Source organism: Methylobacterium sp. Gmos3, assembly GCF_056430985.1.
The window spans coordinates 67,510-81,042 of the sequence record NZ_JBWJYL010000001.1; the positions used below are offsets into that span (position 1 = coordinate 67,510).

General features: G+C 68.6%; 16 protein-coding genes. 3 read left to right on the forward strand and 13 right to left on the reverse strand.

From position 1 onward, the window contains the following. Positions 1-18 precede the first annotated feature (18 nt). From ACS5Q7_RS00340 to ACS5Q7_RS00385, 10 genes are all read right to left on the reverse strand, one after another. Positions 19-1,317, reverse strand: a complete 1,299-nt coding sequence (locus ACS5Q7_RS00340; protein ID WP_478337452.1) for a glutamate-5-semialdehyde dehydrogenase — start codon at positions 1,315-1,317, stop codon at positions 19-21. Positions 1,318-1,399: 82 nt separating this feature from the next. Then, the gene (gene proB, locus ACS5Q7_RS00345; RefSeq protein ID WP_478337453.1) at positions 1,400-2,515 is read right to left on the reverse strand and encodes a glutamate 5-kinase; all 1,116 of its coding nucleotides are present in this window, start codon (positions 2,513-2,515) and stop codon (positions 1,400-1,402) included. A gap of 60 nt (positions 2,516-2,575) precedes the next feature. Next, on the reverse strand, positions 2,576-2,980 hold the full coding sequence (locus ACS5Q7_RS00350; RefSeq protein WP_478337454.1) for a type II toxin-antitoxin system VapC family toxin: 405 nt from the start codon (positions 2,978-2,980) through the stop codon (positions 2,576-2,578). 9 nt (positions 2,981-2,989) lie between these two features. Then, positions 2,990-3,298 carry a hypothetical protein gene (locus ACS5Q7_RS00355; RefSeq protein WP_478337455.1) on the reverse strand — a complete coding sequence of 103 codons (309 nt, stop codon included), beginning with the start codon at positions 3,296-3,298 and terminating at the stop codon, positions 2,990-2,992. Between the two features lie 59 nt (positions 3,299-3,357). Continuing rightward, the gene (obgE, locus tag ACS5Q7_RS00360) at positions 3,358-4,386 is read right to left on the reverse strand and encodes a GTPase ObgE (RefSeq protein ID WP_478337456.1); all 1,029 of its coding nucleotides are present in this window, start codon (positions 4,384-4,386) and stop codon (positions 3,358-3,360) included. A 69-nt stretch (positions 4,387-4,455) separates the two neighbouring features. Next, positions 4,456-5,049, reverse strand: a complete 594-nt coding sequence (locus tag ACS5Q7_RS00365; protein ID WP_478337457.1) for a GNAT family N-acetyltransferase — start codon at positions 5,047-5,049, stop codon at positions 4,456-4,458. Positions 5,050-5,231: 182 nt separating this feature from the next. Further along, entirely contained in the window at positions 5,232-5,498 is a 267-nt protein-coding gene (gene rpmA / locus ACS5Q7_RS00370) for a 50S ribosomal protein L27 (RefSeq protein WP_243953314.1), read from the reverse strand. A gap of 65 nt (positions 5,499-5,563) precedes the next feature. Then, positions 5,564-5,878 carry a 50S ribosomal protein L21 gene (gene rplU / locus ACS5Q7_RS00375; RefSeq protein WP_243953315.1) on the reverse strand — a complete coding sequence of 105 codons (315 nt, stop codon included), beginning with the start codon at positions 5,876-5,878 and terminating at the stop codon, positions 5,564-5,566. A 176-nt stretch (positions 5,879-6,054) separates the two neighbouring features. Beyond that, a complete protein-coding gene (locus ACS5Q7_RS00380; RefSeq protein WP_478337458.1) occupies positions 6,055-6,411 on the reverse strand; it encodes a hypothetical protein in 357 nt (118 codons plus the stop codon). Further along, positions 6,411-7,028: a YceI family protein gene (locus tag ACS5Q7_RS00385; protein WP_478337459.1), complete on the reverse strand. Its 618-nt coding sequence runs from the start codon at positions 7,026-7,028 to the stop codon at positions 6,411-6,413. The genes ACS5Q7_RS00380 and ACS5Q7_RS00385 overlap by 1 nt, the downstream gene beginning before the upstream one ends. Before the next feature lie 131 nt (positions 7,029-7,159). Between ACS5Q7_RS00385 and ruvA the strand changes: the two genes are divergently transcribed. Next, positions 7,160-7,777 (forward strand): Holliday junction branch migration protein RuvA, encoded by a 618-nt coding sequence (gene ruvA, locus ACS5Q7_RS00390; RefSeq protein ID WP_478337460.1) that lies wholly within the window; start codon positions 7,160-7,162, stop codon positions 7,775-7,777. 20 nt (positions 7,778-7,797) lie between these two features. On the opposite strand, the gene ACS5Q7_RS00395 is transcribed toward ruvA, so the two are convergent. From ACS5Q7_RS00395 to ACS5Q7_RS00405, 3 genes are all read right to left on the reverse strand, one after another. Then, positions 7,798-8,928, reverse strand: coding sequence for an L-talarate/galactarate dehydratase (locus ACS5Q7_RS00395; RefSeq protein WP_478337461.1), 1,131 nt, complete (start codon positions 8,926-8,928; stop codon positions 7,798-7,800). A 31-nt stretch (positions 8,929-8,959) separates the two neighbouring features. Beyond that, positions 8,960-10,324: an MFS transporter gene (locus ACS5Q7_RS00400; protein ID WP_478337462.1), complete on the reverse strand. Its 1,365-nt coding sequence runs from the start codon at positions 10,322-10,324 to the stop codon at positions 8,960-8,962. A gap of 274 nt (positions 10,325-10,598) precedes the next feature. Then, positions 10,599-12,215: a sensor histidine kinase gene (locus tag ACS5Q7_RS00405; protein ID WP_478337463.1), complete on the reverse strand. Its 1,617-nt coding sequence runs from the start codon at positions 12,213-12,215 to the stop codon at positions 10,599-10,601. A 333-nt stretch (positions 12,216-12,548) separates the two neighbouring features. On the opposite strand from ACS5Q7_RS00405, the gene ACS5Q7_RS00410 reads away from it, so the two are divergent. Together ACS5Q7_RS00410 and bfr are read left to right on the forward strand one after the other, a co-directional pair. Beyond that, positions 12,549-12,824 carry a (2Fe-2S)-binding protein gene (locus ACS5Q7_RS00410; RefSeq protein WP_478337464.1) on the forward strand — a complete coding sequence of 92 codons (276 nt, stop codon included), beginning with the start codon at positions 12,549-12,551 and terminating at the stop codon, positions 12,822-12,824. Between the two features lie 43 nt (positions 12,825-12,867). After that, complete coding sequence (bfr, locus tag ACS5Q7_RS00415; RefSeq protein ID WP_243953321.1) at positions 12,868-13,365, forward strand: bacterioferritin; 498 nt, start codon at positions 12,868-12,870, stop codon at positions 13,363-13,365. The last annotated feature ends 168 nt before the right edge of the window (positions 13,366-13,533 follow it).

The following is a 13,533-nucleotide window of genomic DNA, read 5'->3' on the forward strand; positions in this document are numbered from 1 at the left end:
GGCCGTTGGCAGTGCGGATCACGGGCGCGTCTGGCCGCGACCGTGGACCCGGTACTTGAAGGTGGTGAGTTGCTCGACGCCCACCGGCCCGCGCGCATGCATCCGCCCGGTGGCTATGCCGATCTCCGAGCCGAAGCCGAACTCGCCGCCATCGGCGAATTGCGTCGAGGCGTTGTGGGTGACGATGGCCGAGTCGACCTCCGCGAGAAAGCGGCGGGCCGCCTCCTCGTCCTCGGTGATGATCGCGTCAGTGTGGTGCGAGCCGTAGCGCTCGATATGCGCGATGGCCTCGTCGAGCCCGTCGACCACCCGCGCGGCGATCACCGCGTCGAGGTATTCGGTGCCCCAATCGGCCTCGCTCGCCTCGGTCACGCGCGGATCGACGGCGCGGGTCGCCGCGTCGCCGCGCACGGCGCAGCCGGCCTCCAGCAGGGCCGTGACGAGGGGCTTGAGGTGCGTGTCGGCGCAGGCCCGGTCCACGAGCAGCGTCTCGGCGGCGCCGCATACGCTGACCCGGCGCATCTTACTGTTGAGCAGCACCGTGCGCGCCATGTCGAGATCGGCGGCGCGGTCGACATAGACGTGGTTGATGCCATCGAGATGGGCGAAGACCGGCACCTTGGCCTCGGCCTGGACCCGCTCCACGAGACTGCGGCCGCCGCGCGGGACGATGACGTCGACGCAGCCGTCGAGGCCCGCGAGCATCAGACCCACCGCCGCCCGGTCGCGGGTGGGGACGATCTGGATCGCGTCGGCCGGCAGCCCGGCATCCGCGAGGCCCTGGCTCATGGCGCGGGCGATGGCCTGGGAGGTGCGGAAGCTGTCCGAGCCCGCGCGCAGGATCGCGGCGTTGCCGGCCTTGAGGCACAGGGCGCCGGCATCGGCGGTGACGTTGGGCCGGCTCTCGAAGATCACGCCGATGACGCCGAGGGGCACGGCGACGCGCTCGATCAGCAGCCCGTTCGGGCGCTCGATGGCCGCGAGCTGCCGCCCGACCGGATCGGCCAGCGCGCCCACCTTCTCCACCGCCTCGGCGATGGAGTCGAGCCGCCGGCCGTCGAGCTTCAGCCGGTCGATCAGCGCCGCGCTCTGCCCGGCCTCGTGGGCGGCGGCGACGTCGCGCTCGTTCTCGCGCAGGATCGCGTCCCGGTCGGCGCGCAGGCGCTCGGCGATGCGCTGGAGGGCGATGTCCTTGGTCTGGGCCGAGGCCAGCGCCATCTTGCGCGCCGCCTGCCGCGCCCGGCGCCCGATGGCGGCCATCTGCTCCGGCAGCGAATCCGCGCCCGCGAAATCGGATCTGAGATTCAGGACGGCCACGGCGATGCCTCCGGCTTCCGGGGCTGAGGGGGCCGTCGTCTTGGCACATCGCGGCGAGGCCCGACAAGGGCCGCCACGTGCGCTAGAACAAGGCGAGATCGTCCCGGTGTACCATCCAGGCGCGGCCCGGGTAATTCAGCAGTTCGGCGATCCGCGCGCTCGGATGGCCGATGATGAGCGCGGCCTCTCCGCTGTCGTAGCCGACGAGGCCGCGCCCGATAGCCCGTCCCTCGGCGTCGCGGATCAGCACCGCATCGCCCCGTGAGAAATTGCCCTCGACCGCGCGGACACCCACCGGCAGCAGGCTCGCGCCGCCCGCCAGCGCCTTCGCCGCGCCCTCGTCGATGGTGAGGCTTCCCCGCGGTTCGAGGGAGCCGGCGATCCAGGTCTTACGCGCGGCGTTCGGCGTCGAGCCCGAGAGGAACCACGTGCAGCGCGCGCCATTCTGCACAGCCTTCAGCGGGTTCTTGGCCCGCCCGTCCGCGATGACGAGATGCGTGCCGCCGGACACGGCGATCTTGGCCGCTTCGACCTTGGTGCGCATGCCACCCCGCGACAGCTCCGAGGCCGGGCCGCCGGCCATGGCCTCGATCTCCGGCGTGATGCGCTCCACCAGCGGCAGGTGCCGCGCCGTGGGATCCGTGTTCGGCGGCGCCGTGTAGAGCCCGTCGATGTCGGAGAACAGCACCAGCACGTCGGCGTCGATCATCGTGGCGACGCGGGCGGCGAGGCGATCATTGTCGCCGTAGCGGATCTCGGCGGTGGCCACGGTGTCGTTCTCGTTGACCACCGGCACCGCGCGCAGTTCGAGCAGCTTCAGGACCGTCGAGCGGGCGTTGAGGTAGCGGCGGCGCTCCTCCGTGTCCTGCGGGGTCACGAGGATCTGGCCGGCGATGATGCCGTGATGACCGAGCGCTTCCGCCCAGTGGCGGGCGAGGGCGATCTGTCCGACGGAGGCCGCGCCCTGGCTCTCCTCCAGCCGCAGCGCCCCCGGCGGCAGGCCGAGAACCGTGCGCCCGAGGGCGATGCTGCCCGAGGATACGACGAGTACGTCGACGCCACGCGCATGCAGATCGGCGATATCCTCGGCCAGGGCCGCGAGCCACGCATGACGCAAGCGGCCACGGGCACGATCGACCAGCAGGGCCGACCCGACCTTGATGACGACGCGGCGGAAGGTATCGAGGGCGGGGATCATGGGACTCGTCTACGAAAGCGCGGACGAGATGTGGCCGAAGACGGCGCCTTTGAACAGCGCCTACAGCGCCGGATCGTAGGCCGGCACGAGATCCGTGCGGGCGAAGTCATCGCCCTTGAAGAGCAGGGGCAGGTTCCGGCTCCTGGCGACCGCGTAGGAGAGGCAATCGCCGAAGTTCAGTTGCGCGGGGTGGCCCCGGCCCTTGCCGTAGCGGTTGAAGGCGTCGATCCCGGTCACGGCCATTGCATCATCGAAGGCGACGACTTCAATCCCCTCGTCCGCCACAAATCGCTCCAGCGTCTGCCACGCGCGTCCCGGCAGACGGCGGTCGAGTGCCATCCTCGTTTCGCAGAGCGTCGGCGCCCCGATCACGCAATGCCGTTGCGAGACGATGACCTTCAGCTTCGGCGCCTCCGGTTCATCGAGAATGATGGCCACAACCGCCGATGAATCGAGAGCGATCACCTTAAGTACTCAGATCGGCAACCCGTATTCGTCGTACATGTCACTGTGATCGGACGTCGCTCCCGGCACCCGGAAAGGCGCGGCCGCTTCGACCAGAGCAGTCAGTCGATCATACCGGGCTTGCTGTTCAGGCGTCATTTGCTCGTAGGGCACAATCGGAACCGGCTTCGGCGGCTCGCGCGAGGGCGGCTCGGTGCGGGCGAGGGTGCCGCGTAGCGACTCGACCACCGCCTCGTCGACCGACATGCCCCGCCGGTCGGCCAACTCACGGGCGAGAGAAAGGGCGTCCTCGCGTTCCACGATCAGAGACTCGGTCATCACCCCAAACCTCGCGACTCACGATCAAGATAATTATCCCAGCTTGTCCCTGATGTCACTCACGGCTGCCACTCCGCGGCAACCGGCGCCTCCTCCGCGCGGCCCGTCTCGATGGCGTCCTGCAACGCGCGCAGCGCCTCGGGCACGCCCTTGCGGCTCGCGGAGGACAGTACCAGCGGCGCCTTGCCGGCCGCGCGCTTCAGCTTGGCGGTCTGGCTCTTGAGCGTCTCCGGGTCGAGGGCGTCGACCTTCGACAGGGCGACGATCTCCGGCTTGTCCGCGAGGCCGTGGCCGTAGGCCTCGATCTCGCCGCGCACCAGCTTGTAGGCCTTGCCGGCATGCTCGCTGGTGCCGTCCACGAGGTGCAGCAGAACCCGGCAGCGCTCCACATGCGCGAGGAACTTGTCGCCGAGGCCGACCCCCTCGTGGGCGCCCTCGATCAGGCCGGGAATGTCGGCCAGCACGAACTCGCGCTGATCGTTGCGCACCACGCCGAGGCCGGGATGCAGCGTCGTGAACGGGTAGTCGGCGATCTTGGGCTTGGCCGCCGTCACGCTGGCGAGGAAGGTCGACTTGCCGGCATTCGGCAGGCCCACGAGCCCGGCATCCGCGATAAGCTTCAGGCGCAGCCAGATCCACATCTCCTGGCCTTCCAGGCCGGGATTGGCGTGCTTCGGCGCGCGGTTTGTGGAGGTGGTGAAATAGGCGTTGCCGAAGCCGCCGTTGCCGCCCTTGGCGAGGCGGACACGTTGCCCGATTTCGGTCATGTCGGCGATCAGGGTTTCGCCGTCCTCGGCCAGGACCTGCGTCCCGGCGGGCACCTTCAGCACGACGTCGGACCCGGCCGCCCCGTGGCAGTTCGAGCCCATGCCGTGCTCGCCCTTCTTGGCCTTGAAGTGCTGCTGGTAGCGGTAGTCGATCAGGGTGTTGAGACCCTGGACGCACTCGATCCAGACGTCGCCGCCCCGGCCGCCGTCACCACCGTTCGGGCCGCCGAACTCGATGAACTTCTCGCGCCGGAACGACACGCAGCCCGGGCCGCCGTCGCCGGAGCGGATATAGACCTTGGCTTCGTCGAGAAATTTCACGGGACCGTCTCGTGTCAGGTCAGAGATTGCCGAAGGACTCATTCCTTCGGCAGGAGCGGAGTTCCACGTTCACTCCGCAGCGAGGAGCGTGCGAGATTCGCCGAGCCAGCGCGTCCGGTCCAGCCGGAAGTGCTCGACCTCGACATCGCCCCCACGGGCCGGGCAATGCAGCAGGCCCCGGCCGGTCGGGATGAAGCCGGCCCGCTCTAGCACCCGCCGCGATGCCGCGTTGCCGATCCGCACCGAGGAGCCGAGGCTTTCGGCATCGGTCCAGGCGAACCACGCATGGACCAGCGCGGCCGTCGCCTCGCCCATCAGTCCAGCCCCCCAATAGGGTTGCCCGAGCCAGTAGCCGAGATGGGCGCCGCCACCCTCGCCGTCGGGGGTGATGGCGATCACCCCGATGGGCCGGGCGGGACGGGCCCGCTCGGCGAGCGCCAGGGTCAGCCCCGTACCGGCGGCGTTGCCCGAACGGCTCGCGACGACGAACGCCTCGGCGTCCGCCCGCTCGAAGGGCAGGGGGATGCGGGCCGTCATCTCCGCCACCGCCGGGTCGCCGGCGAGACGGTGGATGGTTTCGGCGTCGCGGGCGGTCGGCCAGCGCAGCCACAGGCGGCGGGTCTCGATCCGGAAGACGTCGTCGTGGAACAGATCTGGGAACATGGCGCCCTCACCGGCACCGCTCCCCTCGGGATGGCGGCGCCCAGAGACGACGAAGGGGAGGATGGTGTCCCATCCTCCCCGGTGTTCCGTCAGACCCCTCCCGATGAAGGGCGGCTCACGTCTCCGGTCCGGTGTGGGACACCGTCGCGGGACGCTCGCTTCGCCTTTCGGGCGCCCGCCTGTTACTCCGCGGCCTCGGCCAGCGGCACCACTGCTACGAAGGCGCGCCCGCGGCGCGTCTGGAACTCGACGGTGCCGGGTTTCAGCGCGAACAGGGTGTGATCCTTGCCCATGCCGACATTGGCGCCGGGGTGCCACTTGGTGCCGCGCTGGCGCACGATAATGTTGCCCGGAATCACGGATTCCGAACCGAACTTCTTGACGCCGAGGCGCCGGCCTTCCGAATCGCGGCCGTTGCGGGACGAGCCGCCTGCCTTCTTGTGTGCCATCTCTCGAACTCCGAATCTGTCTGAGGGGTCGCGCGGATCGCAGGCTCAGAAGAGCCCGCGCTCGATCACGCGGAAATGCCGGTGATGCGGACCACGGTGTGGTCCTGGCGGTGGCCGCGCTTGCGGCGCGAGTTCTGGCGGCGGCGCTTCTTGAAGGCGATGACCTTCTTGTCCCGGCCGTGACGGACGATCTCGCCCGTGACGTTGATGCCCGACAGGGTCGGCGCGCCGACCTGGGTGGCACCGGCGCCGTCGGCGAACAGGAGGACCTCACCGAAGGTCACGGCCTCGCCGGCCTCGCCCGGAAGGGTGGCGATGGTAATGGTGTCGTTAGCGGCGACGCGGTACTGCTTACCGCCCGTCTTGATGACTGCGAACATCGTTCTCTCGTGCTCTCGAACGGCCTCCGGGAGCCTTGCGGCGGCCCTGGACCGGCTTCTTGTTTGAGTCATTGGCCGGGCCGAGCCGGACAACGCGAAGACGCGCGAAAACCTGCAGGAGGCCGCGCGTGCTGCGGGCTCTCTAGAGCGCGCGGTGGCGTCCTGTCAATCCGAACTCAACGCGTGAGCACGTCCTTGGCCACGCTCCCCTGCGGCCCGAAGGCGTCGAAAGCCGCGTCGCACCAGGCGGCCCGCCCGTCCGCCGCGAGGCGCTGGCGCAGCTCCGAGGCCCGGCTGCGGAGCTTGGCTTCGAGGGCCGCCTCCTGCGCCGGCACGACCTTGGCGGCGAGCCGCAACGTCGTCAACCGGCCCGCCCGCAGATGCGTGCCGGGGCAATTCTGCTCGGCGAGAATCGTGGTCGCCGCCGCCTCGGCATAGGCGTCGAGGGGGTTGAGCGGCGCCGGCTGCTCGGCGGCGGAAGCCCCCGCCGCGCTCAGGGATAGCAACAGGACGAGGGGAGCCGATCGTCTCATCACGGCGCCGCCTTGAACTCGCCCGCGAGGCGCAGAGTCACCTCGTCCCCGACCATGGGCAGGTAGGCGTTCACCCCGAAATCGGAGCGCTTGACGACCGCGCGCCCCTCGAAACCCACCGTGTAACGGCGGTCGACCGGGTTGGTGCCGGCCTGGGTGAAGGTGGCATCGAACGAGACGGGCTTCGTCACGCCGTGCAGGGTGAGGGTGCCGGTGATCCGGGCCGTCGTCGGGCTCGTCGGCTCGACGCCGGTACCGGCGAACGTGGCCTCGGGGAATTTCTGTGTGTCGAAGAAATCCGGCCCGGCGAGGTGCTGGTCGAGGTGCTGGCTGCCGGTCAGCACGCCGCTTAGGGGCACCGTGGCGGTGAGCCGGCTCTTGGCCAGCGCCTTCGGGTCGAGGTTGAGCCGCGCGCTCACCCCGGTGAACTGGCCGTAATAGGTCGAGTAGCCGAGATGGCTCACAGACCAGGTGATCTTGCCGTGGTCGGGATCGAGCACGTAGGCACCCGCCCGGACTTGGTTCGGGTCCTGGGTCGGGTCGGCGGCCTGCTCCTGCGCAAGGCCTCCGGTCGCGTGGAGAAGAAGGGCCGCGAAGGCGAGGGCGGTGGCGCGCATCTGGGCTCGTCGGTCGGTGCGGTCTGGACGGGCTCTTTCCACGAAGCCGTCCGTCACTCAAGGTTCGGCGCGTCCGTTCCCCTTTCGCCCGCCGTGCTCTATCCCCCCGGGATCGGACGGATGGGCAGGGCATGATCGGCAAGCTGAAGGGCGTGGTCGATTCCTACGGCGAGGATTTCGTGATCCTCGACGTGCAGGGGGTAGGCTACGTGGTGCATTGCTCGGCGCGCACGCTGCAGCGCCTGCCGGCGGTGGGAGAGGCGACCTCCCTCTCCATCGAGACGTTCGTGCGCGAGGACATGATCCGCCTCTACGGCTTCCGCTCGGATGTTGAGCGGGAATGGTTCCGGCTTCTCCAGACCGTGCAGGGCGTCGGCGCCAAGGTGGCCCTCGGCGTCCTCTCCGTATTGGAACCGCCGGCCCTGGCCAGCGCCATCGCCACCAACGACAAGGGGGCCGTAGCCCGCGCGCCCGGCGTCGGGCCGCGCCTCGCCGCCCGCCTCGTCGCGGAGCTGAAGGACAAGGCGCCGGCCTTCGCCCCCGTGGACCCCGCCCTCGTCGCCCTGTCGGGCGCGGTGGAGGAGGGCACCGCGCCCCAGCCGGTGAGCGACGCGATCTCGGCCCTCGTCAACCTGGGCTACCAGCAGGCCCAGGCCTCGGCCGCCATCGCCGCCGTGCTGAAGAACGCGGGCGAGGGCGCGGAGGCCAAGGTCCTGATCCGCCTCGGGTTGCGCGAGCTGGCCAAGTAGCGGCGAGCCGTCGAAGGAGGCTAGCCGAGGCTGCCGAACCCGCTCGTCTCCCGCGTCCAGGCCAGGGCCTGCTCGCTGAGGCTGATGCCGAGGCCGGGGCGGGTCGGCACGAGCATCCGCCCGTCCTTCAGTTCCAGGCGCTCGTTGAACAGCGGCTCAAGCCACTCGAAATGCTCCACCCACGGCTCCCGCTGCATCGCGGCGGCGAGGTGGGTGTGCAGCTCCATCGAGAAGTGCGGGGCGATGGTCATGCCGGCGAATTCGGCGAGCGTCGCCACCTTCAGGTAGGGGGTGATGCCGCCGACTCGGGGAGCGTCCGGCATCAGGAAGTCGGCGCCGTTCTGACGGATGAAGTCCCAGTGCTCCGACACGCTCGTCAGCATCTCGCCGGTGGCGATCGGGGTATCGAGGGCGGCGGCGAGCGCCGCGTGACCAGCCGCGTCGTAGCAATCCAGCGGCTCCTCGATCCAGATCAGGTTGAACCGCTCGAAGATGCGGCCCATCCGCATGGCGGTCGGCCGGTCCCATTGCTGGTTGGCGTCGACCATCAGCGGGAAGGCGTCACCGAGATGTTCGCGGACACGGGAGACGCGCTTGATGTCGAGCGCCCAATCCGGCTGCCCGACCTTCAGCTTGATGCCGCCGATGCCCTTCTCCCGGGAGCGGTCGGTGTTCACCAGAAGCTCTTCCAGCGGGGTGTGCAGGAAGCCGCCGGAGGTGTTGTAGCAGCGCACGCTGTCGCGCTGCGCCCCGAGGAGCTTGGCGAGCGACAGCCCGGCGCGCTTCGCCTTCAGGTCCCAGAGCGCCACGTCGAACGCGCCGATCGCCTGGACGGCGAGGCCACTTCGGCCGACCGAGGCGCCGGCCCAGGCGAGCTTGTCCCAGGCCTTGGCGATGTCGCTCGGGTCCTCCCCGAGGAGCGCGGGGGCGATCTCGCGGGCATGGGCGAACTGTCCCGGCCCACCGGCCCGCTTCGAGTAGCTGATACCAAGGCCGCGATGGCCCTCGCTCGTCTCGACCTCACAGAACAGGATCGCGATCTCGGTCATCGGCTTCTGCCGGCCGGTCAGCACCTTGGCGTCGCTGATCGGCGTGTTGAGCGGCAGGTAGACCGAGCGCAGGCGGATGCCGGTGACTGTGTCCTGAGCCATGATGTCCTCCAGAGGGGTGGGAATGCGGCGCTCAGGCCCGGGCGGCGCCGACGTCGCGCGGCAGGGCGGACGCCGGATCCGGGCTGCGCTCGTCGCTGCGGATCTCGAGGCGGTTCAGCGGCCCGACGATGACGAGGTAGGAGAGGGCGCCGATCAGCGCGACCACGCCGATGTAGACGAGGGCGAGATCGAAGGAGCCCATCTCCTTGACGATGATGCCGATGGCGAGCGGCGTGACGATGCTGGCGAGGTTGCCGCACAGATTGAAGATGCCGCCGCTGACGCCCATGATCTGCTTGGGCGAGACGTCGCCGACGATGCACCAGCCGAGGTTGCCGATGCCCTTGGCGAAGAAGGCGACGCTCATCACCACGATCACGAACACGTCGGACTGGACGTAGTTGGCGAGCACGATCATCGAGGAGAACAGCAGGCCGACGATGATCGGCAGCTTGCGCGCCATCGTGAGGCTGAAGCCGCGCCGGAGCATCCAATCCGACCACAGGCCGCCCGCCAGCCCGCCGAGGAAGCCGCAGATCGCCGGGATCGCCGCCACGAGGCCGACCTTCAGGATCGACATGCCCCGCGCCTCGAGCAGGTAGGTCGGGAACCACGTCAGGAAGAACCACGTGATCGTGGTGAGGCAGAACTGGCCGATATAGATGCCGACCATCATGCGGTTGCTGACGAGCGCCTTCACTTCGGACCAGCGGATGCGGTCGCGCTTGTCGCCCATGTTCGGCAGGCCGCCGCCGGCCTCGATATAGTCGAGTTCGCCCTGGTTCACGCCCCGGTGGTGGCGCGGCTCGTGGACGTAGAGCAGCCACACGACGCCGAGCACGATGCCGACACCGCCGGCCCAATAGAAGATCGCCTGCCAGCTATGGCTGTGCAGGATCCATGTCATGATCGGGGTGAAGACGGCCAGCGCGAAATACTGGGCCGATTGGAAGATCGAGGTGGCGAAGGCCCGTTCCTTGGTCGGAAACCACATCACCGTCAGGCGGCTGTTGGCCGGGAAGGCGGGTGATTCGGCGATGCCCATCAGGAAGCGCAGGGCGAAGAGCGCGAGGAAGGTGAACGAGACGGCGTGGACGAGGCCCTGCATCATCGTGAAGGCCGACCACAGGATCAGGCCGATGCCGTAGACGAGCCGGGCGCCGTACTTGTCGAGCACCCAGCCGCCGGGGATCTGCATCGCCGTGTAGGCCCAGCCGAAGGCCGAGAAGGCGAGGCCCATCGTGATCGCGTCGAAGCCGAACTCGGCGCGCATCGCCGGAGCGGCCACCGAGAGCGTGGCGCGGTCGACGTAATTGAAGGTGGTGGCGAGGAAGATCAGTGCCAGGATCACGTACCGGGCATTGGTCTTTTTCTGGGCTTGCCCTGCCGAAGCCATGACGTTCCTCCGATGTCGAGGCCCGTCTCACCCCATCAAGCGGCGGCAGGCCTTCGTTCGGAACCATCGGTGGCGCAGCTCACTATGGCTGTCCAACGCCAATTTTGGATTGTTTATTGCTGTTCCCGCAACAATGCATCGCTGCGACTGTGAAGTGGCGGCGGCAAGCCATTCGCTCACTGCACTGGCGCCTGCGGAAACCATGGGCCACCTTGCCGTAACGCCCCTGAGCCCGGGCCTGTCGGCAAGACGTGGCGCGGAGCGACTTCGGTCCTCAGTCCGTCACGCCGAGTTCGCTGAGCGCAGTCGTCAGCACGCAGGACAATCCGGCCGCATCGAACGCGGTGTGGACCTCGCCCCCGGCCAGCCCCCGCTCGATCAGCCGCGTGCCGAAACCCTTGCGCTTGGGCGGCGCCACGGCGGGGCCGCCGGCTTCCCGCCAGGACAGCCGTAGCACCGCGTCGTCCGCCGTCCATTCCACCGTGACCTGGCCCGTCTCGGCGCTGAGGGCGCCGTATTTGGCGGCGTTGGTCGCGAGCTCGTGGAGGATCAGCGCCAGCGACAGGGCGGCGCCCGGTCCGATGTTCAGCGATGGCCCGTCGAGGCGGAATCGCTCCGGCCCGTCTGCGTGGAGGCCCAGGGAGCCGCGCACCACCTCCGCCACATCGGCCCCGTCCCGCCGGCCGGCGAGGAGAATGTCGTGCGCCTTCCCCAACGCGATCAGCCGAAGCGACAGGGCATCCCGCGCGGTCTCGACGTCGGGCGCGTTGCGCAGGGTCTGGCTGGCGATCGACTGCACCAGGGTGAGGGTGTTCTTCAGCCGGTGCGACAGCTCGTTGGTGAGGATCCGGCGTTCGTCTTCGGCCTGCACACGGGCGACCGCAGCCTGGGTTCGGTCGGCCACGTTGCGCATGAACATGATCTCCTTGTCGGAGACGGAATGCGGGCGATCGAAATGGACGAAGACCAGGGCGGTCAGCCGGCCCCTGACCAGGATCGGAACGTTGATCAACACGCGGATGCCGAGGGAGAGCAGCGCGCCCGCGAGCGCCCGCTCATCGGTAAGACAATCGGCGATGATCACCACATCGCCGCGCTTCAGGTCGTCGATGTAGCTGCCGTAATCGCGGAAGGCGTAACGGCCGGCGATCTCGATGGCACCGGGCGCGTGCCAGCCCGGCATCATGTGCACCGTCTCGCGGAGGGGATCGACCGTGCCGTAGCCGGCCCGGATGGCGCCGAGCGCCCCGGCCATGATCCGCGCCGCCGCGCGCGCCATGGCCTCGACATCGTCGATGTCGCGCAGGGCATCGCCGAGCGCCAGCAGGGCATCCTTGCGCAGGTCGGTCGCCTTGCGCTCGGTGATGTCGAGGGCGACGCCCACGAAGCGTTCCGGGCTGCCCGACAGGTCGCGGGTGAAACGCCCGCGCGCATGGACCCAGCGGACCGTGCCGTCCGGCAGGCACAGGCGGTAATCCTCGGCGAAGTCGCCGCCGTCGGCCATGCCCTGGGCGATCCGCGCCCGGACCCATTCCCGGTCGTCGGGGTGAATGCCGTCGAGAAAGGCGGCGGAGGGCGCCGATCCCGGCTCCATCCCCGACAGGCGGGCGAAGGAATCGCTGGTATAGAAACGGTCGCCCGGGATGTCCCAATCCCACCACGCCAGGAAACCGGAGGCGGCGGAGGCGAGGCTCAGCCGTTCCTCGCTGCGGGCCAGGGCCGCCTGGCTTTCCCAGAGGGCGGCGGTGAGCGCCCGCTCGACGCGCGGCTCCGGCCGGTCGCCATCCGGCAAGGCGAGGACCGGTTCGCCGCCATCGCTGCCGAGTCCGAGGGACAGCAAGGCCTCACGGAGCCGCGCGTTCTCGGCCTTCAGCTCGGCGAACCGTCGCAATCTCTCATCGGTCCGGGTCACGTGCGACCGTTACAACTTTCAGTTGAATCTACCACAGGTAACGCCAGAAGCCGATGGGGCACAATGGTCGGCAAACCTGCCAGAACATGTGTTGGTGACGGGACCACAAGAGCTGACACCGCAACGTCATTCGGCTGTGCGATGCAACTTCGCACGGAACCGCGAGGCACAAAATCAACGACGCGTGATTGAGTGGCGCTTGACCAAACGGGCGCGCGCTGCCATCTCCCTCTCGCGCTAAGAGCTTGAAACTCCTGTAGTTTTTAAGAATTCCAAACTGGCGCACGACCGGAACATGGAAACCACGATCGCATGATCGTCTGCTCCTGCAACGTCCTGTCGGACGGCGCCGTCCGCGATTGCCTCGGCGCCGGACCCGGCTGTCCCCGCACCCCCGCGCAGGTCTATGCGTGCCTGGGTTGCAGCCCGAAATGCGGGCGTTGCGCGCGCACGATCCGCGAGATCATGCGCAGCGCGCTCGGTGAGGACATCCCCGCCGCGGAACCCGCCCATGCCTGCACGACCGCTTGCGCTAGCGCCTGTACTCTGGTGAAGGTCCAGAGAACGGAGGAGCGGGCCGGCGCCTGATAGGGCGCGTCGTCCTCCGGGGATTTGCTCGGGGAGTACGGGGATGAAGGGCGACACCAAGGTCATCGAGTATCTCAATCGCGGCTTGCGCAGCGAATTGACCGCGGTGAGCCAGTATTGGCTGCATTTCCGCATGCTCAATGACTGGGGCTACGTCGAGCTGGCGAAGTTCTGGCGGAAGGAATCCATCGAGGAGATGAACCACGCCGATCGGTTCATCGATCGGATTTTGTTCCTCGACGGTTTCCCGAACCTGCAGGAACTGGATCCGCTGCGGATCGGCCAGAACGTCGAGGAGATCCTGCACAGCGATCTCGCCGCCGAGAACGAGGCGCGCTCGCTCTACCTCGAAGCCGCCAAGTACTGCGACTCGATCAACGACCGCGTGTCGAAGCGCCTGTTCGAGGATCTGGCCGAGGACGAGGAAGGCCATATCGACTTCCTCGAGACCCAGCTGGAGCTCATCAAGCAGGTCGGCCTGCCGCTCTACGCGCAGAAGCACATCGGCGGCCTGGAGCAGATCGCGCCCGAGAAGGAGTGAGGCCTCTGGGCTTCCTCCGCGCGAACGGGTTCCGCCTCCGGGCGGAACCCACGGCACACTTCTAGTGCAGTGACGCACTCACTCCGTTCATGCGTCTCCGCACTAGCTCCTTGTTTTTGCATCAATTTTTCCAGTCACGGCTGACGCCTTCGTCTGGATCGATGCACT

Coding starts and splice junctions, on each gene's coding strand:
- rplU (WP_243953315.1), bottom strand. CDS start 5,878: ATGTTCGCAGTCATCAAGACGGGCGGTAAGCAGTACCGCGTCGCCGCT.
- ruvA (WP_478337460.1), top strand. CDS start 7,160: ATGATCGGCAAGCTGAAGGGCGTGGTCGATTCCTACGGCGAGGATTTC.
- ACS5Q7_RS00395 (WP_478337461.1), bottom strand. CDS start 8,928: ATGGCTCAGGACACAGTCACCGGCATCCGCCTGCGCTCGGTCTACCTG.
- proB (WP_478337453.1), bottom strand. CDS start 2,515: ATGATCCCCGCCCTCGATACCTTCCGCCGCGTCGTCATCAAGGTCGGG.
- ACS5Q7_RS00385 (WP_478337459.1), bottom strand. CDS start 7,028: ATGCGCGCCACCGCCCTCGCCTTCGCGGCCCTTCTTCTCCACGCGACC.
- ACS5Q7_RS00365 (WP_478337457.1), bottom strand. CDS start 5,049: ATGTTCCCAGATCTGTTCCACGACGACGTCTTCCGGATCGAGACCCGC.
- ACS5Q7_RS00410 (WP_478337464.1), top strand. CDS start 12,549: ATGATCGTCTGCTCCTGCAACGTCCTGTCGGACGGCGCCGTCCGCGAT.
- rpmA (WP_243953314.1), bottom strand. CDS start 5,498: ATGGCACACAAGAAGGCAGGCGGCTCGTCCCGCAACGGCCGCGATTCG.
- bfr (WP_243953321.1), top strand. CDS start 12,868: ATGAAGGGCGACACCAAGGTCATCGAGTATCTCAATCGCGGCTTGCGC.
- ACS5Q7_RS00355 (WP_478337455.1), bottom strand. CDS start 3,298: ATGACCGAGTCTCTGATCGTGGAACGCGAGGACGCCCTTTCTCTCGCC.
- ACS5Q7_RS00400 (WP_478337462.1), bottom strand. CDS start 10,324: ATGGCTTCGGCAGGGCAAGCCCAGAAAAAGACCAATGCCCGGTACGTG.
- ACS5Q7_RS00380 (WP_478337458.1), bottom strand. CDS start 6,411: ATGAGACGATCGGCTCCCCTCGTCCTGTTGCTATCCCTGAGCGCGGCG.